This is a genomic window from Halopseudomonas sabulinigri, from assembly GCF_900105255.1.
Lineage (GTDB): Bacteria > Pseudomonadota > Gammaproteobacteria > Pseudomonadales > Pseudomonadaceae > Halopseudomonas > Halopseudomonas sabulinigri.
In genome coordinates this window covers 709,511-730,061 of the sequence record NZ_LT629763.1, presented here as the reverse complement: position 1 = coordinate 730,061, position 20,551 = coordinate 709,511, and the positions used below count along the sequence as shown (strand labels likewise).

The window sequence follows — 20,551 nt, the reverse complement described above, 5'->3', positions numbered from 1 at the left end:
GCAGAACTCCAATCGGGTTTCCCGGTCAGGTGCTAGGGGCAGCCGCATGGCCATCACTGCGTCGATTCAGGGGCTTGCCATGTGCGGTATCATGCGTCTTTGTCGCAGAACCACGGAGTACGTCCGTCGATGACTGAATTCAATCTGCAAACCCGTTTCGAGCCGGCCGGTGACCAGCCAGTGGCCATCAAGCAACTGGTCGAAGGCCTGGAAGCGGGGCTGTCGCACCAAACCTTGCTAGGGGTAACCGGCTCGGGCAAGACTTTTACCATCGCCAATGTCATTCAGCAGGTGCAGCGCCCGGCCATCATCATGGCGCCCAACAAGACGCTGGCCGCCCAGTTATACGGTGAGTTTCGAGAGTTCTTTCCGCATAACGCGGTTGAGTACTTCGTTTCCTACTACGACTACTATCAGCCCGAAGCCTATGTGCCGTCCTCGGACACCTTCATCGAGAAGGATGCGTCGATCAACGACCATATCGAGCAGATGCGTCTCTCCGCCACCAAGGCGCTGCTGGAACGCCCGGATGCGATCATCGTGGCGACAGTGTCGGCTATTTACGGTCTGGGCGACCCGCAATCCTACCTGCGTATGGTGCTGCACGTGAGCCGCGGCGACCATCTGGATCAGCGCACGCTGCTGCGTCGCCTGGCGGAGCTGCAATATACCCGCAACGATATGGAGCTGGCGCGGGCCAATTACCGGGTGCGGGGTGATGTGATTGACGTCTTCCCGGCGGAGTCGGATCTGGAGGCAATTCGTATCGAGCTGTTTGACGATACCGTTGAAACCATCAGCTTTTTTGATCCGCTAACAGGTGAGGTTTTACGTAAGGTTCCGCGCGTAACTGTCTATCCCAAAAGCCATTATGTTACGCCGCGTGAGAATCTGCTTGAGGCTGTCGAGAAGATCAAGGTGGAGCTGGGCGAGCGTCTGGAGGTACTCAAGGCGGAGAACAAGCTGGTCGAGCTGCAGCGTCTGGAACAACGTACCCGCTTTGATCTGGAGATGATCATGGAGCTGGGTTACTGCAACGGTATCGAAAACTACTCGCGCTATCTGTCGGGCAGAACACCGGGCGCGCCACCACCAACGTTATTCGACTACTTGCCGCAGAACGCACTGCTGATCATCGATGAGTCGCACGTCTCGGTTCCGCAAGTCGGTGCCATGTACAAGGGCGACCGGTCACGCAAGGAAACCTTGGTCAACTACGGCTTCCGCCTGCCTTCGGCTTTGGACAATCGCCCGATGCGCTTTGACGAATGGGAAGCGGTCTCGCCGCAGGCCATCTTCGTTTCCGCCACACCCGGCCCCTACGAGGCAGAGCACGCTGGGCGTGTGGTCGAGCAGGTGGTGCGACCCACTGGCTTGGTTGATCCCGAGATTGAAGTGCGCCCCGCGACTACCCAGGTGGATGATCTGCTGTCGGAAATCAGCTTGCGGGTAGAGAAAGAACAGCGGGTGCTGGTCACCACGCTGACCAAGCGCATGGCGGAAGACCTGACCGATTATCTCGGCGACCACGGTGTACGCGTGCGCTATCTGCATTCGGATATCGACACCGTCGAGCGGGTAGAGATCATTCGTGACTTGCGGATAGGTGTTTTTGATGTGCTCGTTGGCATTAACTTGCTGCGCGAAGGCCTTGATATGCCGGAAGTTTCTCTGGTGGCGATTCTGGATGCGGACAAGGAAGGCTTCTTGCGCTCAGAGCGCTCGCTGATCCAGACCATCGGCCGTGCGGCGCGCAATCTCAATGGCAAGGCGATCCTGTATGCCGATCGCATAACCGGATCGATGGAACGCGCTATCGGTGAAACCGAGCGTCGCCGCGAGAAGCAGATTGCCTTCAACCTGGAGCATGGCATTACGCCCAAGGGTGTGACCAAAAGCGTGGCGGACATCCTCGAAGGCGCGGTCGTGCCCGGCAGTCGCTCCAACAAGCGCAAGAAGCAGAAGGCTGCAGAGGACGCTGCGGATTACAAGGCAAGCGAGTTGCGCACACCGGCCGATATCAGCAAACGCATCAAGCAGCTGGAAGAGAAAATGTATCAGTACGCCCGGGATCTGGAGTTCGAATCGGCAGGGCAGCTGCGTGACGAGATTCAGCAATTGCGCGATCAGTTGGTGAAGCTCGGGTAGCCAGGCAGAAGTGAAACGGGCAGCTGTTGGGAAGGCTTGCTCGTTTATTGTACAGATTCAGGTTTAATCGTATTTTTCAGTCACTTATGCTTGACAAGGTTTTGCAGGCTGCGTAAAGTTCGCGGCCATTGCAGGCACATAGCTCAGTTGGTTAGAGCACCACCTTGACATGGTGGGGGTCGTTGGTTCGAATCCAATTGTGCCTACCAAATTTGAACCCGGTCCCTGTGACCGGGTTTTTTGTTTATGCGCTGTTCGGGGCGCTTCTGCAGTAGCCTGATGAGGGCTGCCGGCGATCGTGAGTCGGTATGAACTGCGGCGAGCAGTCCGAGCGGCATTTCCATCATGTGGCCTTGCGTAGGGGTCACCACTGAGCAGGAGTGGCACCATGCCTACTATTACTCTTCCTGACGGCAGTCAGCGTTCCTTCGATCATTCCGTTTCCGTTGCCGATGTCGCCCAATCCATTGGTGCTGGTCTGGCGAAAGCCACCATTGCCGGCAAGGTGGACGGCCGCCTGGTCGACGCCAGCGACCTCATCGAGCAAGATGCAACGCTGCAGATTATTACCGCCAAGGATGAAGAAGGGCTGGAAATTATCCGCCACTCCTGCGCGCACCTGATCGGCCACGCCGTCAAGCAGCTGTACCCGACTGCTAAGATGGTGATCGGTCCGGTGATTGACGAAGGCTTCTACTACGACATCTCCTACGAGCGCCCCTTTACGCCCGACGATATGGCGGCCATTGAGGCGCGCATGCGCGAGCTGATTGCCACCGATTACGACGTCATCAAGAAGATGACCCCGCGTGACGAGGTAATCAAGGTGTTCGCCGAGCGTGGCGAAGAGTACAAGCTGCGTCTGGTTGAAGACATGCCCGACGAAAAAGCCATGGGCTTGTACTACCACGAAGAATACGTCGATATGTGCCGTGGCCCGCACGTACCCAATACCCGCTTCCTGAAAGCCTTCAAGCTGACCCGGATCTCCGGCGCCTACTGGCGCGGCGATGCCAAGAACGAGCAGCTGCAGCGCATCTACGGCACCGCTTGGGCCGACAAGAAGCAGCTGGCCGCGTACATCCAGCGTATGGAAGAGGCGGAGAAGCGCGACCATCGCAAGATCGGCAAGCGTCTTGACCTGTTCCACACCCAGGAAGAAGCGCCGGGCATGGTGTTCTGGCACCCCAATGGCTGGTCGATTTACCAGGTGCTTGAGCAGTACATGCGCCAGATTCAGCGCGACGCGGGTTATAAAGAGATCAAGACCCCGCAGGTAGTGGACCGTGTACTCTGGGAGCGCTCGGGTCACTGGGAGCATTATTCCGCCGCGATGTTCACCACCGAGTCGGAAAGTCGCGACTACGCCATCAAACCAATGAACTGCCCGTGTCACATCCAGGTGTTCAATCAGGGGCTGAAGAGCTACCGCGAGCTGCCGCTGCGTCTGGCCGAGTTTGGCTCCTGCCACCGCAATGAGCCGTCCGGATCGCTGCATGGCCTGATGCGCGTGCGCGGCTTCACCCAGGACGACGCCCATATCTTCTGTACCGACGAGCAGGTAAAGAAAGAAGCGGCCGAGTTTATCGCGCTGACGCTGCAGGTTTACAAGGACTTTGGTTTCGATGATGTCGAGCTGAAGCTGTCCACTCGTCCGGAAAGCCGTGTTGGTGACGACGCGCTCTGGGACCAGGCCGAACAGGGGCTCGAAGCCGCGCTGAATGAAGCGGGTCTTGATTGGGAGCTGCAGCCGGGCGAGGGCGCTTTCTACGGTCCCAAGATCGAGTTTTCACTGCGTGACTGCATTGGCCGGGTATGGCAGTGCGGCACCCTGCAGCTCGACTTTATGCTGCCGGGCCGTCTGGGCGCGCAGTATGTCGCTGAAGATGGCGCGCGCAAAACGCCGGTCATGCTGCACCGCGCGATCCTGGGTTCGTTTGAACGATTCATCGGAATTCTGATCGAACACTACGCCGGCGACTTCCCGGCTTGGCTGGCACCGACGCAGGCTGCCGTCCTGAATATTACCGATAATCAGGCGGAATATTGTGCAAATGTCGAGAAAACCCTGAATGAATTGGGTTATCGCGCCGTTGCGGACTTGAGAAACGAGAAGATCGGCTTTAAAATCCGCGAGCATACTTTGCACAAGACCCCCTATCTGCTGGTAATCGGCGATAGAGAAGTTGAATCGCACACAGTGGCCGTGCGTACGCGGGAGGGTAAAGATCTGGGTTCAATGACTGTAACCGAGTTTTCTGAATTCCTGTCCCGCTCTGTATCACTAAGAGGCCGCCCGAATTCGGAGTTATAACGATTAAACGCGAGATGAGACAAGACAAAAGAGCCGCACAGCGCCCGCCGATCAACGAGAACATCACGGCGCGCGAAGTGCGCCTGATTGGCGCCGATGGTGAACAAATCGGTATCGTGTCCATTCAGGAAGCATTGGCTAACGCTGAGGAGGCCAAGCTCGACCTGGTTGAAATCTCCCCTGATGCAGAGCCGCCCGTATGTCGCGTAATGGACTACGGCAAGCACATCTTCGAAAAGAAGAAACAGCAGGCCGCTGCACGCAAGAATCAAAAACAGATTCAAATCAAAGAAATCAAATTTCGTCCAGGGACGGAAGAAGGGGACTATAAGGTCAAGCTTCGCAACCTTATTCGTTTCCTGTCTGACGGGGACAAGGCCAAGGTATCCTTGCGATTCCGCGGCCGCGAGATGGCTCATCAGGAGCTGGGGATGGAGTTGTTGAAGCGGGTTGAAGCTGACCTGATTGAATACGGCACCGTCGAACAGCACCCGAAAATGGAAGGTCGTCAGCTGATGATGGTCCTCGCCCCCAAAAAGAAAAAGTAATCTCCAGGGCAACGCCAGGCCTTGCGATTATCTGATGCACTTCACTGTGGAGTAACTGAACATGGCAAAGATGAAGACCAAAAGCGCAGCAGCCAAGCGCTTCAAGAAAACCGGGAACGGCATTAAGCACAAGCATGCTTTCAAGAGCCACATCCTGACCAAGATGAGCACCAAGCGTAAGCGCCAACTGCGTGGCACTCAGCAGCTCAATGCTGCCGATGTTCAGAAAGTTGAACGCATGTTGCGTCTCCGTTAAGTCTAAGGTCGAGGATTAAAGAATGGCTCGTGTTAAGCGTGGTGTAATGGCGCGTAAGCGTCACAAGAAAGTTCTCAAACTGGCTAAAGGCTACTACGGTGCGCGTTCACGCGTATTCCGCGTTGCCAAACAAGCCGTTATCAAAGCTGGTCAGTATGCGTATCGTGACCGCAAGCAGCGTAAGCGTCAGTTCCGCGCGCTGTGGATTGCTCGTATCAACGCTGGCGCTCGTCAGAACGGCATGTCTTACAGCCGTCTGATTGCCGGCCTGAAAAAGTCGTCCATCGAGATCGATCGCAAGGTTCTGGCTGATCTGGCTGTGAACGAAAAAGCGGCGTTTACCGCGATTGTCGAAAAAGCAAAGGCTAGCCTGGCTTAAGCCCTCGTTACGACAATCACCGCGCCGCTAGGCGCGGATGGCAACGTCAATGATAGGGGAAGAGCCTCAACGCTCTTCCCCTATTTTTGTTTCTGGAGTTTGTAAATGGAAAACCTTGACGCCCTGGTCTCCCAAGCCCTTGACGCAATCGAGCAGGCTGCCGATGTCAATGCGCTGGAACAGATTCGCGTGCAGTATCTAGGCAAGAAGGGCGAGCTGACCCAGGTGATGAAGACCCTGGGCAACATCCCGGCAGAAGAACGGCCCAAAGTCGGCGCCATGGTCAATGAGGCCAAAGAGCGTGTCTCCAGCGTGCTGAACAGCAGCAAGAGCGCGATGGAATCTGCCGCGCTGAACGCCAAGCTGGCGGCTGAGCGAGTAGACGTAACCCTGCCAGGCCGCGGCCAGGTGAGCGGAGGCCTGCACCCGGTCACGCGCACTATGGAACGCATCGAACAGATTTTTGCCCACGTCGGTTATACCGTCGAGGAAGGTCCTGAGGTCGAGGACGACTACCACAACTTTGAAGCCCTCAACATTCCCGGCCATCACCCGGCGCGGGCAATGCATGACACCTTCTATTTCAATGCCAACACCCTGCTGCGTACGCATACCTCGCCGGTACAGGTGCGCACCATGGAAAGCTCCCAGCCGCCGATTCGGATCATTTGTCCGGGTCGTGTGTACCGCTGCGATTCGGATCAGACTCACTCACCCATGTTCCACCAGGTCGAAGGCCTGCTGATCGACGAAGGCGTGAGCTTTGCTGACCTGAAAGGCACCATCGAGCAGTTCCTGCGCGAATTTTTCGAGGCAGATCTGGAAGTGCGCTTCCGTCCGTCGTTCTTCCCCTTTACCGAGCCTTCTGCCGAGGTAGATATTCGCCGCACCGTGGTAAAGAACGGTGAAGAGAAGGCCGATTGGCTGGAAGTCTTGGGTTGCGGCATGGTTCACCCGGACGTGTTGCGTATGTCCGGCATTGATCCGGAAAAATACCAGGGGTTTGCGTTTGGTATGGGCGTAGAGCGCCTGACCATGCTGCGCTACGGCGTGGGCGACCTGCGCATTTTCTTCGACAACGATCTGCGTTTTCTTGAGCAGTTTCGCTGAGCGCCGCACCCGCAACCCTTTTGAAAGCAGGAATCCATAATGAAATTCAGTGAACAGTGGCTGCGCACCTGGGTGAATCCCGCCGTTTCCCGTGACGAGCTGGTAGCGCGCCTGTCCATGACCGGACTCGAAGTAGATAGCGTTACTCCGGCCGCTGGCGTGTTCAGCGGTGTGGTCGTGGGCGAAATCGTCAGTGCCGAGCAGCACCCTGATGCCGATAAGCTGCGCGTCTGCCAGGTCAGCAACGGCAGCGAACAGTTCCAGGTCGTCTGTGGCGCGCCCAACGCGCGCCCGGGGATCAAGATCCCGTTCGCCATGGTGGGCGCCGAGCTGGGTGAGGACTTCAAAATCAAGAAGGCCAAGCTGCGCGGCGTAGAATCCTTCGGCATGCTGTGTTCCGCCGCCGAACTCAAGTTGTCTGAAGATCACGACGGTCTGTACGAACTGCCTGCTGACGCCCCCACCGGCCAGAGCCTGCGTGAATACCTGGGCCTGGACGACGCCATCATTGAAGTCGACCTGACTCCCAACCGTGGCGACTGCCTGTCCATCGCCGGTCTGGCCCGTGAAGTCGGCGCCAACTATGGCGCGGCGGTAACGCGCGTGCAGATTGATCCCGTTGCGGCTGCACATGATGACGTGCGGCCGGTCGAGCTGCTGGCCCCGCAGGCCTGCCCACGTTACCTGGGCCGAGTGATCCGTAACGTCGATCTGTCACGTCCCACACCGCTGTGGATGGTCGAGCGCCTACGTCGCAGTGACATCCGCAGCATCGATGCCGTAGTGGATATCACCAACTACGTCATGCTTGAGCTGGGCCAACCGCTGCACGCCTTCGATCTGGCTGAAATCAAGGGCGGCATTCGCGTGCGCCTGGCTGAGGAGGGCGAGAAGCTGGTATTGCTTGATGGCCAGGAAATCAGCCTGCGCGCCGACACCTTGGTAATCGCCGACCACGAGCGCCCGCTGGCCATGGCTGGCATCATGGGTGGCGAGCATAGCGGTGTTAGCGGTGAAACCAAGGATCTGTTCCTGGAAAGCGCCTTCTTCGACACCATCGCCATCGCCGGCAAGGCGCGTGGCTATAGCCTGCATACCGATTCCTCGCACCGCTTTGAGCGCGGCGTCGATTGGCAACTGCAGCGTGAAGCCATGGAGCGCGCCACCGCGCTGATCCTCGAGATTGTCGGTGGCGAGCCGGGGCCGGTGATCGAAGCGGTCGAGCACGGTGCCTTGCCCACGCTGAAGCAGATCGCCTTGCGTAGCGAGCGCATCAACCAGATGCTCGGCATGCAGATGAACGAGGCCGACGTGGTCGGTTATCTGACCGGTCTGGGCCTGGGCGTGACTGCTCAGGGCGAAGGTCAATGGCAGGTCGATGTACCTAGTCATCGTTTCGATATCAGTATCGAGGTCGACCTGATTGAAGAACTCGCGCGTCTGTATGGCTATAACCGCCTGCCAGTGAGCGCACCCACCGCGGCCCTGACACTGAGCGCCAAACCGGAAACCCTGGGTGAGCTGCCTCTGCTGCGTCGCCTGCTGGTGGCTCGTGGTTACCATGAAGCTATCACCTACAGCTTCATTGAGCCGGGCTTGAGCAAGCAGTTTGACCCTGAAATCGAGCCACTGGCGTTGGCCAACCCCATCTCGACCGATATGGCCGTTATGCGTACCTCGTTGTGGCCCGGCCTGAGCAAGGCGCTGCAGTACAACCAGAACCGTCAGCAGGGCCGCGTGCGTCTGTTTGAAAGTGGTCTGCGTTTTGTACCGCAAGCCAATGGCGAACTGCTGCAGGAGCGTATGCTATCTGGCATCGCTTGTGCCACACGGCTGCCGGAAGGTTGGGCCAACGGCGCAGATAAACTGGACTTCTTTGACGTGAAAGCCGATGTGGAAGCCATTCTGGGCAGCGGCGGTGCGGGCGAGGCGTTCACCTTCGTTCCTGCCGAGCATCCGGCATTGCATCCGGGGCAAACGGCCAGCATCCAGCGTAATGGCGAGCAGGTAGGCCTGTTGGGCGCGCTGCACCCGCAGTTGGTGGCTGATCTGGACCTGAACGGGCCGATTTTTGTGTTCGAGTTGGCATTGGCGAAAATTTGCCAAGGAAAACTCCCGCGTTTCAACGAATTGTCCCGCTATCCTGAAGTCAGACGTGATGTTGCATTGGTGGTAGACCGTAGCGTTCTGGCAGAAGATCTGCTGGCATGCATTCGCCGAGAAGCGGGCGAGCACCTGAAAAACCTCAGGTTGTTTGACGTTTATGAGGGCAAAGGTATTGATCCGCTTAGAAAAAGTATGGCTATCGGCTTGACCTTGCAGAATTCCTCGCGCACTCTTACGGATGAAGAGGTGAATGCTGTCATGGACAGAGTGCTGAAGTCCTTGGAGCAAGGGTTCAACGCCACACTAAGGAAATAGCCGATGGGGGCTCTGACAAAAGCGGAAATGGCTGAGCGGTTGTACGAAGAACTCGGGTTCAACAAGCGCGAAGCCAAGGAGTTGGTCGAACTGTTTTTCGAAGAGATTCGTAATTCACTGGAGACCAACGAGCAGGTCAAGCTGTCCGGATTCGGCAATTTTGATCTGCGCGACAAACGTCAGCGCCCTGGACGCAATCCCAAGACGGGCGAAGAGATACCCATTACCGCCAGGCGTGTAGTGACTTTTCGCCCCGGACAAAAACTCAAGGCCAGAGTAGAAGCCTATGCTGGAACCCAGCCATAACGACGAACTGCCGGCGATCCCCGGCAAACGCTATTTCACCATCGGTGAGGTCAGCGAGCTTTGTGCAGTAAAGCCTCATGTTCTGCGTTATTGGGAGCAGGAATTTCCACAACTTTCACCCGTGAAGCGTCGCGGTAATCGTCGTTATTATCAGCGCCAGGATGTGCTGATGATTCGGCAGATTCGCGGCCTGCTGTACGACCAGGGTTTCACCATTGGTGGCGCGCGTCAGCGTCTGTCCGGTGATGATGCCAAGGATGATGTGACCCAGTACAAGCAACTGATCCGTCAGACCATTGCCGAGCTGGAAGAAGTTCTGCAAGTTTTACGCGTACGCTGATACTGAAAAAAAACTTTCTCATTTCAGATAGTTAATGTATCATGCGACCCGCTTCGGAAGACAAATCGAAGCATCGTCGGGGCGTAGCGCAGCCTGGTAGCGCACTTGCATGGGGTGCAAGGGGTCGAGTGTTCGAATCACTCCGTCCCGACCATATTAATAGTGAAAAAGCCCAATGTTTACGCATTGGGCTTTTTCATTTTCAGGCTTTGTTGGCCTGTTCAGCCCACCTTTCTCCGCTGGCGTCTTCTGCGTCGGTGCCCGAAAGCCATTACGCTGATACTTTTCTGCAGCCGCCGCGCATCGGTGGGCTACACTCTCGCTTATCTTTATCCAAGAGGACACTTTCATGGCTACCACCCGTTCGCGCCGTTTGCGCAAAAAGCTTTGTGTTGACGAATTTCAGGAGCTGGGTTTTGAGCTGAACCTGGCATTCAAGGACGGTCTTACCGTCGAAGAGATCGACAGTTTCCTCGAGGATTTTCTGGTTCAGGCAATGGACGCCAATAACCTGGATTATGTCGGTGGCGAAGATTTCGGTCTGGTCTGTTTGGCTGAGCGCGGCTCGGTCAGCGAAGAACAGCGCGCTGCAGTAGAAAGCTGGCTGAAAAGTCGTAGCGAGCTGGCCAAGGTAGAAGTCAGCCCGCTGCAGGATGCTTGGTATCCAGACAAGCCGGTGGCTGCGGCAGTCTGAGTCTGGCGGTTAGCAAGGCGAGGGGGTATCAAGCATTCCACCTGCGCGGCGCTATCAGTTAGAAAAAGGGGGCAGGCTGAAAAGCCTGCCCCTTTTTTTGTATCCCATATCGTTATGGCCGTTTTCTTTTGCGTCTCTACTGCGACGGCAGTGAGACGAACGTTTTTACGGCTTCTGGCGCTTGGTCTAGATGTTATGCAAGCGGTCACGCATGGCTGCGCTTGCAGCCGGCCCTGGCCGCACAGTACAGCGATCGAGCGGCAGCGATTGCACTTCAGGGGTCGTAGTAAACGACAGCTGCAAACGCTGCCCTGAATCCCGGTCAACCATCTGCACGCTTTCGCCTTCCGGCGCGAGATGCTTATTCCCCCAGCTTACGAATGCCATCAGCACAACCAGGAAATCCTTGCCCTTGTCGGTAGGAATATATTCATAGCGTAGGGGACGCTGGCTGTAGGGCACCTTCTGCAACATACCTGCGTCGACCAGCGAGTTCAGGCGGCGCGTGAGCATGCTGGGCGCAATATCCAGGCTGCGGGCGAACTCATCGAAGCGTTTTAACCCCTGTAACGCATCGCGCATCAGCAAGATACTCCACCACTCGCCAACCTGTTCCAGACCTCTGGCAATCGGGCATTCGCTAGGGAGGAGGGTTTTACGTTGCATAGCGTCTCGCTTATTGATGAATACATTGGCTGGCCAACAATGTTACTTTCATTATGATAGTAACGTCTACGCATTGAGTCCCCACACTGAAGGAGCAGGAACATGGTGAGCAAACGTATCGTTGTGACCGGTCTGGGTGCGGTAACGCCCCTGGGTTCAAAGGTGGAAACAGTATGGCAGCGACTGCTGGCAGGGCAATCAGGGATTCGTGCTTTGCCCGAAGCGCTGATTGGTGATTTGGCCGTGCGTATTGGTGGACAAGTGCCTGATGCAACGCAGGATACCGAAGCCGGATTTGATCCGGATTCGCTGTTGCCGCCCAAAGAACAACGCAAGATGGACCGCTTTATCCTTTTTGCCATCGCCGCTGCTCAGCAGGCGCTAGACCAGGCGGGCTGGAGACCGACCACGCCAGAAGCGCAGGAGCGTACAGCGACCATCATCGGTTCCGGTGTCGGTGGCTTTCCAGCGATGGTCGAGGCGGTGCGCACCACCGACAACAAAGGCCCACGCCGACTTTCACCGTTCACCATTCCCTCTTTTCTAGGCAATATGGCGGCCGGGCATGTATCTATTCTGCACGGGTTCAAGGGCCCGCTAGGCACGCCCGTCACGGCTTGTGCGGCGGGCGTACAAGCCATTGGCGACGCCGCCAGACTGATCCGCGCTGGGGAGGCAGATCTAGCCGTGTGTGGTGGCGCGGAAGCCTGTATGCACCGCGTTAGTCTCGCAGGCTTCGCTGCAGCGCGTGCGTTGTCTACCAGCCATGGTGATTCGCCGCAGCTGGCATCCAGGCCCTTTGATCAGGCGCGTGATGGTTTTGTCATGGGCGAGGGCGCCGGACTCTTGGTGATAGAGAGCCTGGAACACGCCCTCGCGCGCGGCGCGACACCGCTCGCCGAATTGGTGGGGTACGGGACCAGTGCTGACGCCTACCACATGACCGCTGGACCGGAAGACGGTAGCGGCGCGTTACGAGCCATGCAGCAAGCATTGCGCCAAGCTGACGTATCACCAGAGCAAGTGCAGTACCTGAACGCCCATGCCACCTCTACACCAGTAGGCGACTTGGGTGAGATCGCCGCAATTAAAACGTTGTTTGGTCACGGCGCTGGGCCCGCCATCAGTTCAACCAAATCGGCGACCGGCCACTTACTGGGTGCAGCCGGGGGGATAGAGGCCATCTTTACCGTGCTCGCACTGCGTGATCAGATCGCCCCTGCGACGTTGAACCTGACGTCGCCTGATCCCGCCGCGCAGGGGCTCGATTTGATTCGCACTCAGGCTCGCGACATCAGCATGGAGTATGCGTTGTCGAATGGTTTCGGCTTTGGCGGTGTCAACGCCAGTGTGCTGTTCCGGCGCTGGCACTGAACTTTGGCGTCAAGCGATATGCAGATCGGATCTGATGCGACCGTAAAAGTGCGCTCAACTAAGCCTTGGACTTCCACTTCGTCAGCTTGGGCAACGCAACTCTTTTGCTTAGCTCGCTGTCACACTGGCAAGCAAACCTGATGTCGCCGCTTTCTATTACTGCGCTTGTATCGAGTCTTGGGCGGCAGCGCTGGGTTGATAGTCCTTAAGCCGAAACTGGAGAACTCCATGCCTACCACCTCTCGCGCGAGCCGCTTCGTTCTTGCACTGCTAGCCGTCTGCCTGTCCTCTATCGCCTGGGCGGATAACAGCTCACCTGAGGGGCTATGGAAGAGCATTGATGACAACAGCGGAAACCCCCGTGCACTTATCCGTATTGTCGAGCAAGAGGGCACGCTGCGCGGCACTATTGAAGAGGTTTTTCCGCAGCCAGGTAAAGAGCAACACAAAACCTGCAAGGAGTGCGAAGGCGAGAACAAGGACGCGCCCATCATCGGGTTGACCATCCTCACCGGCCTGCAGAAAGACGGCGACGAATACACCGGTGGTGAGATACTCGACCCCGAGAATGGCAAGGTCTATCGCAGCAAGGCGGAGCTGATCGACGGTGGTGAGAAGCTGCAGGTGCGGGGCTATATCGGTACGCCCATCCTGGGCCGCACGCAAACCTGGATACGGCAGGAGTAGGGTCTAGGTGCGAGGCCCCACTCCTGTGGTTAACCAATATCTATTGGTTCGCAAGCGAGTGTGCCATATGAGTAAAGGCGGTAAAGGCCGCTGACGGATTGCGGCGATTGGGGTAGTAAAGGCAAAGGCTACCTCGCGCTGGCGTCCAGTCTTCCAGCACGCGGCACAATTGTCCGGTTTCGATCTCATGGGCGACGTCGTGCTCCATCAATAAACCAAGCCCAACCCCGCTTTTCACCGCCGCCTTGGCCAGGCTGGCCTCATCCAGGGTCAGCTGACCGGTAACATCAATCTTGACCTGCTCGCCGTCTCGCTCAAACTGCCAGGGGAATAGCGCGCCGTTGGGCAGGCGAATGCGCACGCAGTGATGCTGCAACAAATCGGCAGGTGTAGCAGGGCGGCCATTCTTATCGATGTATTCTGGCGAGCCTACCACCGCGTAGCGCTGTGGCCGGCCCAGCGAAATCGCAATCATGTCGCTGGGTACCAGGTTGGCCAGACGCACGCCAAAATCAAAACCCTCGGCCACGATATCCACCATGCGCCCCTCGGTGACCAGGTCCACGTCCACCTGCGGATGTTGCTTCAAAAACGCCAGCACCAGCGGCGTTAGAATTTCCCGTGCCGCGCTGGCGAATGCGTTGATACGCAAGGTGCCGGAAGGTCCGGCGTTATGCGACACCACAGTGTCGATCGCGCCGCGCATGTCTTGTAATACCGGCCCCACCTGATCGATGAAGATACGGCCGGCTTCGGTCGGCGATACGCTGCGTGTGGTTCTGCTGAACAGTCGGGTCTGCAGATTGGCTTCCAGCTTGGCAATGGTATTGCTCAGCGCCGTGGTCGACATACCCATGTCCACCGCCGCCGCACGGAACGACCCCCTGTGCGCAACAGCCATGGCAGCCTCTAGTTCGATCAGTCCGGGGCGGTAGATAGCCATATGATTATCCTGTTTTGCGGGATTTGCCGTTTCGATTTATCCGTATTGAGTGGATTATTGCCTGCCTCTATTGTGGGGACAAGGTCATCGTCAGTAACAGCCGCCCAGCAATGGAAAAGGTTTCGATGATCCTCCAACGGAGTCCTCTCGTAGGGAGGAGCCTCCATTCGTTCAGATAGGAGATTGGGTAATGACATTTTCACTTCCTGATGCCGTTTTAACCTGCTTTGACATCATCAATGGGGGCGATCCCAAACGCGTGAACGCGTGTTTCCAGCCAGATGCCACAGTGACGGATGAAAACCAGCGACACCAGGGCCTCAGCGCCATCGAGTCCTGGCAGCGCGAGACCCGCCAAGCTTTTACCTACAAGGCCGAACCCTTGGCGGCGACCACAGAAAATGGCGTGCTCAACGTCAGGGCGCGACTGACCGGGGACTTCCCTGGCAGTCCGGTGCAGCTCGACCATGTTTTTGTGCTTGAGCAAGGCATGATTCAGTCACTGGAGATCAAACCCGCATGAACCTCCAATTAAGCGGCAAGCGCGCGCTGGTCACCGGCGGTACCAAAGGGGTGGGCAAGGCAGTGGTCGAGTTGCTTCTCGCAGAAGGGGCAAAGGTCATCACCGCCGCTCGAACGATAACCAAGGAGCTACCCGATTGCCTGTACCTGGCGGCAGACCTCACGACTCAAGAGGGCTGCGAGACGCTGGCAGCAGAAGCCGTCCGCCTGTTGGGCGGGGTAGATGTGATAGTTCACGTGCTGGGCGGCTCGTCCGCGCCTGGTGGCGGCTTTGCCGCACTCAGTGATGCGCACTGGCAGCGCGAGCTGAACCTGAACCTGTTGCCGGCTGTGCGGCTGGATCGTGCCTTGCTGCCCAACATGCTGCAGCGCGGGTCGGGCGTCATCATTCACGTCACCTCTATTCAAAATAAACTGCCTTTACCTGAAGCCACCACGGCTTACGCCGCCGCCAAGGCGGCACTGTCTACCTACAGCAAAAGCCTTTCAAAGGAAGTGACGCCGCAGGGCGTACGCGTAACCCGAGTGTCGCCAGGCTGGGTTGAAACTGAGGCCTCGGTCGCGCTGGCAGAACGTTTGGCAGAAGAGGCCGGAACCGACTATGAGGGCGGCAAGAAGATCATCATGGATTCGCTGGGCGGCATTCCGCTTGGCCGCCCGTCGCAGCCGGCAGAAGTGGCCAACCTCATCGCGTTCCTGGTCTCGCCGCGCGCCGCATCCATCAGCGGAACGGAGTTTGTTGTTGACGGCGGGACCGTGCCGACGGTTTAGCGAGTGGTCGTAGCCCAGTGAAGCTCCAACGGCCCGCCGTGCGTCAACCCTCGACTACAAGCCACCGGCGGTTGGTTTCTGTATCATCGGCCGCTGACGAGTTTTGACACTGAGCTGACCTTGACCACACTCAAATACCTCAGCGGCTACGCTCCCAGCCTGCAGCAGCAAGTGCAGGCACTGATTGACCAGGACCGGCTGGGCGCCTGGCTGGAGCAGCGCTACCCACCGCGGGCGCAGCATCTGATTCAGTCCGACGCTGCGCTGTACGAGTACACCCAGCGTCTGAAGCAGCAGCACATGCGCAGCAGCGGGCCGATCAGCAAGGTGTATTTCGATACCCGCATGCACGTGATCGACAACGCGCTGGGCCAGCACCAGTTTGTCAGCCGCGTGCAGGGCAGCAAGCTCAAGGCCAAGAACGAAATCAAGGTTTCGGCCATGCTCAAAACCCTGCCTGAGCCGCTGCTGCGCATGGTGGTAGTGCATGAGCTGGCGCACCTGCGCGAGAAAGGCCACAACAAGGCCTTCTATCAGCTCTGCCGGCACATGGAGCCCGATTATCACCAGCTGGAACTCGACTTGCGGCTGTTTCTGACGTTGCGCGACCAGGCTTGAAAAGCCATAAAGCTTGGTCATGCTTGACCCTGTAGCGGCCACAGGGTTTTTAATGCCGTTGTTGGTGACACGGGGAGGGCGGTGCCAACGCCAATCCATCATCCAAACCAATCCGCAACAGCATTGATACTCAGCAGAGCGCACCACCTTGGCGGAACAAAAGCGCAGAACCAGGGGCTAAACAGACATGACCGAACACAACCACCATCACGCGCATGAGCATAATCATGGCGCACATGGCCACAGCCACAGTCATGGCAGCGGCAAGACCCTGGTATTCGCGCTCATCTTTACCACCGCGTTTGCCTTGGTTGAAGTATTTGCCGGGCTCATGGCCAACTCGCTGGCCTTGTTGTCCGATGCCGGCCACATGTTTACCGATTCGCTTTCACTGGCCGTCGGCGCCTTTTCTGCCTGGCTGGCCAACAAACCCGCCTCACGCCAGCATTCATTCGGCCTGCAGCGCGCCGAAGTGCTGGGCGCGTTGTTCAACGTCATCTTCATGTTCCTGGTGATTGCCTATATCGCCTACGAAGCCGTGCTGCGCATGCTCGACACGCCCGAGGTGAACGGCGTCACCGTGCTGGTCGTCGGAACCCTGGGTCTGCTGGTGAACATCATCGTCGCCTGGGTACTGATGCGCGGCGAGCAGAACATGAACGTGCGCGGCGCGCTGCTGCACGTCATGGGCGACCTGCTGGGCTCGGTCGCCGCCGTCGCCGCCGGCGCCATCATCTATTACGGCGGCCCGGCGATCATGGACCCCATCCTCTCGCTATTCGTCTGCCTGCTCATCCTGGTATCGGCCGTCCGCCTGCTGCGCGCCGTCACCCGCGTACTGATGGAAGGCGTGCCGCAAGGCATAGACCCGGTCGACGTCAGCCAGGCCCTCGCACAGATCGACGGCGTACAGGCAGTACACGACCTGCACATCTGGAGCCTCTCATCCAACAGCCACGCGCTGGCCGCGCACGTAGATGTAGACAGCATCAGCGCATGGCACCAGCTTTTGCCGCAGATTCAGGAGGTACTGCGCGTGCGTTTTGGTATAACGCACAGCACCTTGCAGCCGGAGGATGCGGCGATGGTGGCGGGGTGCGAGGTTGAAGCGGGATGCGGTGGGCGGTCGAAGCACGATGAGGACGCTTCAGCACCAAAACAACGTGTTTAAATTTCAGCGCTTTTTAGACACGTGAGGAGGACGTGTCTAAATTATCCGGTTTTCTATACATATTGGCGGTGTGAACGAACGGACCACCGCGTTATTTTATATTCCCTTTTTGCGTGAGCGGTATTTGAAGCGTGGGAGTCATGGACGACGACATAAAAGCCGTTACATCTCTTGGCCGTAGTCACCCCAGATATTCCGGGAGGCTTAACGGTCTGGTGCAACCGCTTAGACAAATCCCGACAGATAATGCAAAGTGGTTCACATAACGAGCCGGCCCGAGCGCTGGCCGGTAACGTCTTCTTGCTGACAAGGATTTTGGAGAGAACGTGTCCGAGATAAAGCAACTGACTGAGAAAGTGCTGGTGTTCCGGGATGAGCGCGACTGGAAGCAGTTTCACAACTCCAAGGACCTGGCGCTGTCGCTTGTGCTGGAAGCCACTGAAGTGCTGGAAATCTTCCAGTGGAAGCAAGACCAGGCCGCTATCGATAGCATTGCCCTGGAGCGCAAGCAAGATCTCGCCGACGAACTGGCCGACGTGTTCTGCTACACGCTGCTGATGGCGAATGACCTGGGCATCGATCTGGGCAAAGCACTCGAAGCCAAGATCGAAAAGAACAACGCCAAATATCCCGTAGATAAAGCCAAGGGCTCCGACAAAAAATACACGGAGCTCTAACGGTTGATCATCTATCAGACAGACAAACAGCATTTTCTGGATGATGTGTTCAAGCACGATATCGAAGCAATCGTGCTGGACTCCTTTCGCCACCGCACCGGCAGAAGCGTATCGAAAGAAGAGATTCGCTCCTGGGCCTCCTCGCTCAATTACATGGGCAAAGTACTGAACGATGACGCCATCCCCAATGACTGCGGCGTCGCCATCGAGTACATGATCCCGCAAACGGCCAAGCGTGTTGATTTTCTGCTCACCGGTAAGAATCACGAAGACAAGGATTGCGTCGTCATCGTCGAGCTCAAGCAGTGGGAGTCGGCGCGCAAAACCACAAAGGACGGCATCGTCTCCACCCGCTTTGCCCGTGGAGAAGCCGAAGTAGGCCACCCCTCGTATCAGGCCTGGTCCTATGCCGCCTTGCTGGAGGGCTATAACGAAGCAGTGTATGACGGCGGCGTGCAACTGCGCCCCTGCGCGTACCTGCATAACTATGCCGACGCCAAGGGTCCAATCAATGATCCTTTCTACGCCGACCACATAGAGCGCGCGCCGCTCTTCCTCAAGGGTGATGCAGAGCGCGACAGGCTACGGCAGTTTATTCAGCAGCACGTTAAATATGGCGACAAGGGCAATACGCTCTTTCTGATTGAAGGCGGACGCATTCGGCCCTCAAAGAGTCTGGCGGACGGCCTGCTCGGACTGCTCAAGGGCAATCAGGAGTTTGTGTTGATCGATGATCAAAAGCTGGTCTACGAGAACGCCCTGAGCCACGCCAGAGCCGTGCGCGAGAAGGGCAAGCGCGTTTATATCGTCGAGGGCGGTCCCGGCACCGGTAAATCGGTGGTGGCGGTCAATCTGCTGGTAGGCCTTACTAAAGCCGGTATGGTCGCCAAATACGTGACCAAGAACGCCGCGCCTAGGGCCGTGTATGAAGCGCGACTGGTCGGCTCGTACAAGAAGACCTACATCTCCAACCTGTTTGTCGGCTCCGGCGCCTTTACCGAAACCGGCAGCAATGAGTTTGATGCCCTGGTGGTGGACGAAGCGCACCGCCTGAATGAAAAGTCCGGGCTGTACGGCAACCTGGGCGAACACCAGATCAAGGAAATCATCAACGCTGCCAGGCTTTCCGTGTTCTTTATCGATGAGTCACAGATCGTCACGCTCAAGGACGTCGGTAAAAAGGAGACCATCCGCCAATGGGCAACCGAGCTGGGCGCTACAGTGATCGAAGACGCGCTGGAATCCCAGTTCCGCTGTAATGGCTCCGACGGTTACCTCGCCTGGCTGGACAACATCCTGCAGGTACGACCAACAGCCAACGACAAGCTGGACGTGGCAGAGTACGACTTTCGCGTGCTCGACTCACCAACCGAACTCAAGCGACTGATCCTTGAGCGCAACCGCGAAAGAAACCGGGCACGCATGGTGGCTGGCTACTGCTGGAAGTGGCCAAGCAAGACCAATGCAGCAGCCTACGACATAGAAATGCCAGAGCACGACTTTCAAGCGCGCTGGAACCTCACGAAAGACGGCGGGCTGTGGATGGTGTCCGAGGACTCAGCGCATGAAGTGGGCTGCATTCACACCTGCCAGGGGCTGGAAGCCGACTATATCGGCGTGATCGTCGGTGATGACCTGGTGGTGCGTGACGGGCAGGTTATTACCCGCCCAGAAAAACGTGCCTCATCCGACCGCTCCATATCAGGTCTGAAAAAGCTAGCCAAAACCGACCCGGAACTGGCCCAGGCGAAAGCCGACGCCATCATCAAGAACACCTACCGCACATTGATGACCCGCGGCATGAAGGGCTGCTACGTCTACTTCACCGACGCAGAAACTGCAGCCTTCTTCCGAAACGGGATGATTGGCACAAACACTCAGGCGAGCTCGCAGAACGATGATCAACCAGACCAGTCAGTGATCGATCTCACGCCTGAACTGCCATTTACCGTACTACGTGGCGAGGAGGGCAGAACCAACCCCCGCGCCGTACCTCTGATCCCATTACAGATAGCCGCAGGCTCATTCTCCGAATCCCAGGCACTGGATACCGATGTGGATGAATGGGTTGAGCTACCGGATGGCTTTAGCGCAAGCGAAGACTTGTTTGTCGCCCAGGTAGTAGGCGAATCAATGAACCGCCGTATACCCAACGGCGCCTGGTGTCTGTTTCGCGCTAATCCGAAAGGCACACGCCAGGGCAAAATAGTAGTCGCCCAGCACCACCGCATTGATGATGCCGAAACAGGTGGCAGCTTTACGGTGAAAAAGTACTACAGTGAAAAGGTAGAGGCCGAGGGTGGGGTAGGGTGGGCACATCAGCGGATTAAGCTGTTGCCGGAGTCTTCGGATAGTTCATTTCAACCGATTGTGTTGGGGACTGAGGATCAGGATGAGGTAAGGGTGTTGGCGGAGCTGGTTGTGGTCCTGATTTAATGATGCTGTGTCGTCAAGAGCAGGCTTACGCCCAAGGTCCCGTTGCAGCCAAAATACTGAGATTCTCATGTGTTTATAAGTTAGGGGGTGGCTAACTCCATACCCCTCACACTGAGTTAAGTCACGAGCTAGGCATAATTTCGACGTGATATCAAAAGGCCTTCGCATGC

The 20,551-nt window shown here is 57.4% G+C and carries 20 protein-coding genes, 2 tRNA genes and 1 pseudogene; 21 read left to right on the top strand and 2 right to left on the bottom strand.

All coding sequences use genetic code 11. The features are described 5' to 3' along the window. The first annotated feature begins 129 nt into the window (after nucleotides 1–129). The 12 genes from uvrB (at nucleotide 130) to BLU26_RS03130 (ending at nucleotide 10,516) form a co-directional block, all read left to right on the top strand. Nucleotides 130–2,148 carry an excinuclease ABC subunit UvrB gene (gene uvrB, locus BLU26_RS03185; protein ID WP_092283781.1) on the top strand — a complete coding sequence of 673 codons (2,019 nt, stop codon included), beginning with the start codon at nucleotides 130–132 and terminating at the stop codon, nucleotides 2,146–2,148. A gap of 132 nt (nucleotides 2,149–2,280) precedes the next feature. Next, nucleotides 2,281–2,357: transfer RNA gene (locus tag BLU26_RS03180), tRNA-Val, on the top strand. Nucleotides 2,358–2,536: 179 nt separating this feature from the next. Beyond that, nucleotides 2,537–4,462, top strand: coding sequence for a threonine--tRNA ligase (gene thrS, locus BLU26_RS03175; protein ID WP_092283779.1), 1,926 nt, complete (start codon nucleotides 2,537–2,539; stop codon nucleotides 4,460–4,462). Next, nucleotides 4,459–5,010 carry a translation initiation factor IF-3 gene (infC, locus tag BLU26_RS03170; protein ID WP_172830675.1) on the top strand — a complete coding sequence of 184 codons (552 nt, stop codon included), beginning with the start codon at nucleotides 4,459–4,461 and terminating at the stop codon, nucleotides 5,008–5,010. The genes thrS and infC overlap by 4 nt, the downstream gene beginning before the upstream one ends. A gap of 61 nt (nucleotides 5,011–5,071) precedes the next feature. Beyond that, on the top strand, nucleotides 5,072–5,266 hold the full coding sequence (rpmI, locus tag BLU26_RS03165) for a 50S ribosomal protein L35 (RefSeq protein WP_092283775.1): 195 nt from the start codon (nucleotides 5,072–5,074) through the stop codon (nucleotides 5,264–5,266). 22 nt (nucleotides 5,267–5,288) lie between these two features. Beyond that, nucleotides 5,289–5,645, top strand: coding sequence for a 50S ribosomal protein L20 (rplT, locus tag BLU26_RS03160; protein WP_092283773.1), 357 nt, complete (start codon nucleotides 5,289–5,291; stop codon nucleotides 5,643–5,645). Nucleotides 5,646–5,750: 105 nt separating this feature from the next. Next, nucleotides 5,751–6,755 carry a phenylalanine--tRNA ligase subunit alpha gene (pheS, locus tag BLU26_RS03155; protein WP_092283771.1) on the top strand — a complete coding sequence of 335 codons (1,005 nt, stop codon included), beginning with the start codon at nucleotides 5,751–5,753 and terminating at the stop codon, nucleotides 6,753–6,755. A gap of 39 nt (nucleotides 6,756–6,794) precedes the next feature. Beyond that, the gene (gene pheT / locus BLU26_RS03150; protein WP_092283769.1) at nucleotides 6,795–9,176 is read left to right on the top strand and encodes a phenylalanine--tRNA ligase subunit beta; all 2,382 of its coding nucleotides are present in this window, start codon (nucleotides 6,795–6,797) and stop codon (nucleotides 9,174–9,176) included. 3 nt (nucleotides 9,177–9,179) lie between these two features. After that, nucleotides 9,180–9,482: an integration host factor subunit alpha gene (ihfA, locus tag BLU26_RS03145; protein WP_092283767.1), complete on the top strand. Its 303-nt coding sequence runs from the start codon at nucleotides 9,180–9,182 to the stop codon at nucleotides 9,480–9,482. Beyond that, on the top strand, nucleotides 9,463–9,822 hold the full coding sequence (locus tag BLU26_RS03140) for a MerR family transcriptional regulator (RefSeq protein WP_092283765.1): 360 nt from the start codon (nucleotides 9,463–9,465) through the stop codon (nucleotides 9,820–9,822). Before ihfA ends, BLU26_RS03140 begins: the two co-directional genes overlap by 20 nt. Nucleotides 9,823–9,899: 77 nt before the next feature. Continuing rightward, a tRNA-Pro gene (locus BLU26_RS03135) sits at nucleotides 9,900–9,976 on the top strand. Nucleotides 9,977–10,171: 195 nt separating this feature from the next. Then, nucleotides 10,172–10,516, top strand: coding sequence for a 50S ribosome-binding protein YggL (locus tag BLU26_RS03130; protein WP_092283763.1), 345 nt, complete (start codon nucleotides 10,172–10,174; stop codon nucleotides 10,514–10,516). A 186-nt stretch (nucleotides 10,517–10,702) separates the two neighbouring features. Here the strand turns inward: BLU26_RS03130 and BLU26_RS03125 are convergent, their stop codons facing one another. Beyond that, the gene (locus tag BLU26_RS03125; protein ID WP_092283761.1) at nucleotides 10,703–11,182 is read right to left on the bottom strand and encodes a winged helix-turn-helix transcriptional regulator; all 480 of its coding nucleotides are present in this window, start codon (nucleotides 11,180–11,182) and stop codon (nucleotides 10,703–10,705) included. Nucleotides 11,183–11,287: 105 nt separating this feature from the next. On the opposite strand from BLU26_RS03125, the gene fabF reads away from it, so the two are divergent. Both fabF and BLU26_RS03115 read left to right on the top strand, forming a co-directional pair. Next, the gene (gene fabF / locus BLU26_RS03120; protein WP_092288343.1) at nucleotides 11,288–12,556 is read left to right on the top strand and encodes a beta-ketoacyl-ACP synthase II; all 1,269 of its coding nucleotides are present in this window, start codon (nucleotides 11,288–11,290) and stop codon (nucleotides 12,554–12,556) included. Between the two features lie 228 nt (nucleotides 12,557–12,784). Then, complete coding sequence (locus BLU26_RS03115; RefSeq protein WP_092283759.1) at nucleotides 12,785–13,243, top strand: DUF2147 domain-containing protein; 459 nt, start codon at nucleotides 12,785–12,787, stop codon at nucleotides 13,241–13,243. Nucleotides 13,244–13,283: 40 nt separating this feature from the next. Here the strand turns inward: BLU26_RS03115 and BLU26_RS03110 are convergent, their stop codons facing one another. Then, nucleotides 13,284–14,186: a LysR family transcriptional regulator gene (locus BLU26_RS03110; protein WP_092283757.1), complete on the bottom strand. Its 903-nt coding sequence runs from the start codon at nucleotides 14,184–14,186 to the stop codon at nucleotides 13,284–13,286. A gap of 190 nt (nucleotides 14,187–14,376) precedes the next feature. Between BLU26_RS03110 and BLU26_RS03105 the strand changes: the two genes are divergently transcribed. The 7 genes and pseudogenes from BLU26_RS03105 (at nucleotide 14,377) to BLU26_RS18750 (ending at nucleotide 20,381) form a co-directional block, all read left to right on the top strand. Beyond that, nucleotides 14,377–14,709, top strand: a complete 333-nt coding sequence (locus BLU26_RS03105; RefSeq protein ID WP_092283755.1) for a nuclear transport factor 2 family protein — start codon at nucleotides 14,377–14,379, stop codon at nucleotides 14,707–14,709. Further along, nucleotides 14,706–15,479 (top strand): SDR family oxidoreductase, encoded by a 774-nt coding sequence (locus BLU26_RS03100; RefSeq protein ID WP_092283753.1) that lies wholly within the window; start codon nucleotides 14,706–14,708, stop codon nucleotides 15,477–15,479. The genes BLU26_RS03105 and BLU26_RS03100 overlap by 4 nt, the downstream gene beginning before the upstream one ends. A 120-nt stretch (nucleotides 15,480–15,599) precedes the next feature. Then, on the top strand, nucleotides 15,600–16,097 hold the full coding sequence (locus BLU26_RS03095; protein ID WP_092283751.1) for a M48 family metallopeptidase: 498 nt from the start codon (nucleotides 15,600–15,602) through the stop codon (nucleotides 16,095–16,097). 187 nt (nucleotides 16,098–16,284) lie between these two features. Next, complete coding sequence (locus tag BLU26_RS03090) at nucleotides 16,285–17,268, top strand: cation diffusion facilitator family transporter (protein WP_092283749.1); 984 nt, start codon at nucleotides 16,285–16,287, stop codon at nucleotides 17,266–17,268. 326 nt (nucleotides 17,269–17,594) lie between these two features. Further along, a complete protein-coding gene (locus BLU26_RS03085) occupies nucleotides 17,595–17,945 on the top strand; it encodes a nucleotide pyrophosphohydrolase (protein ID WP_197674528.1) in 351 nt (116 codons plus the stop codon). 3 nt (nucleotides 17,946–17,948) lie between these two features. Beyond that, nucleotides 17,949–19,802: pseudogene (locus BLU26_RS03080) on the top strand (DNA/RNA helicase domain-containing protein); the annotation flags it as partial. 3 nt (nucleotides 19,803–19,805) lie between these two features. Beyond that, the gene (locus BLU26_RS18750) at nucleotides 19,806–20,381 is read left to right on the top strand and encodes a LexA family protein (RefSeq protein ID WP_231702037.1); all 576 of its coding nucleotides are present in this window, start codon (nucleotides 19,806–19,808) and stop codon (nucleotides 20,379–20,381) included. Nucleotides 20,382–20,551: the final 170 nt, after the last annotated feature.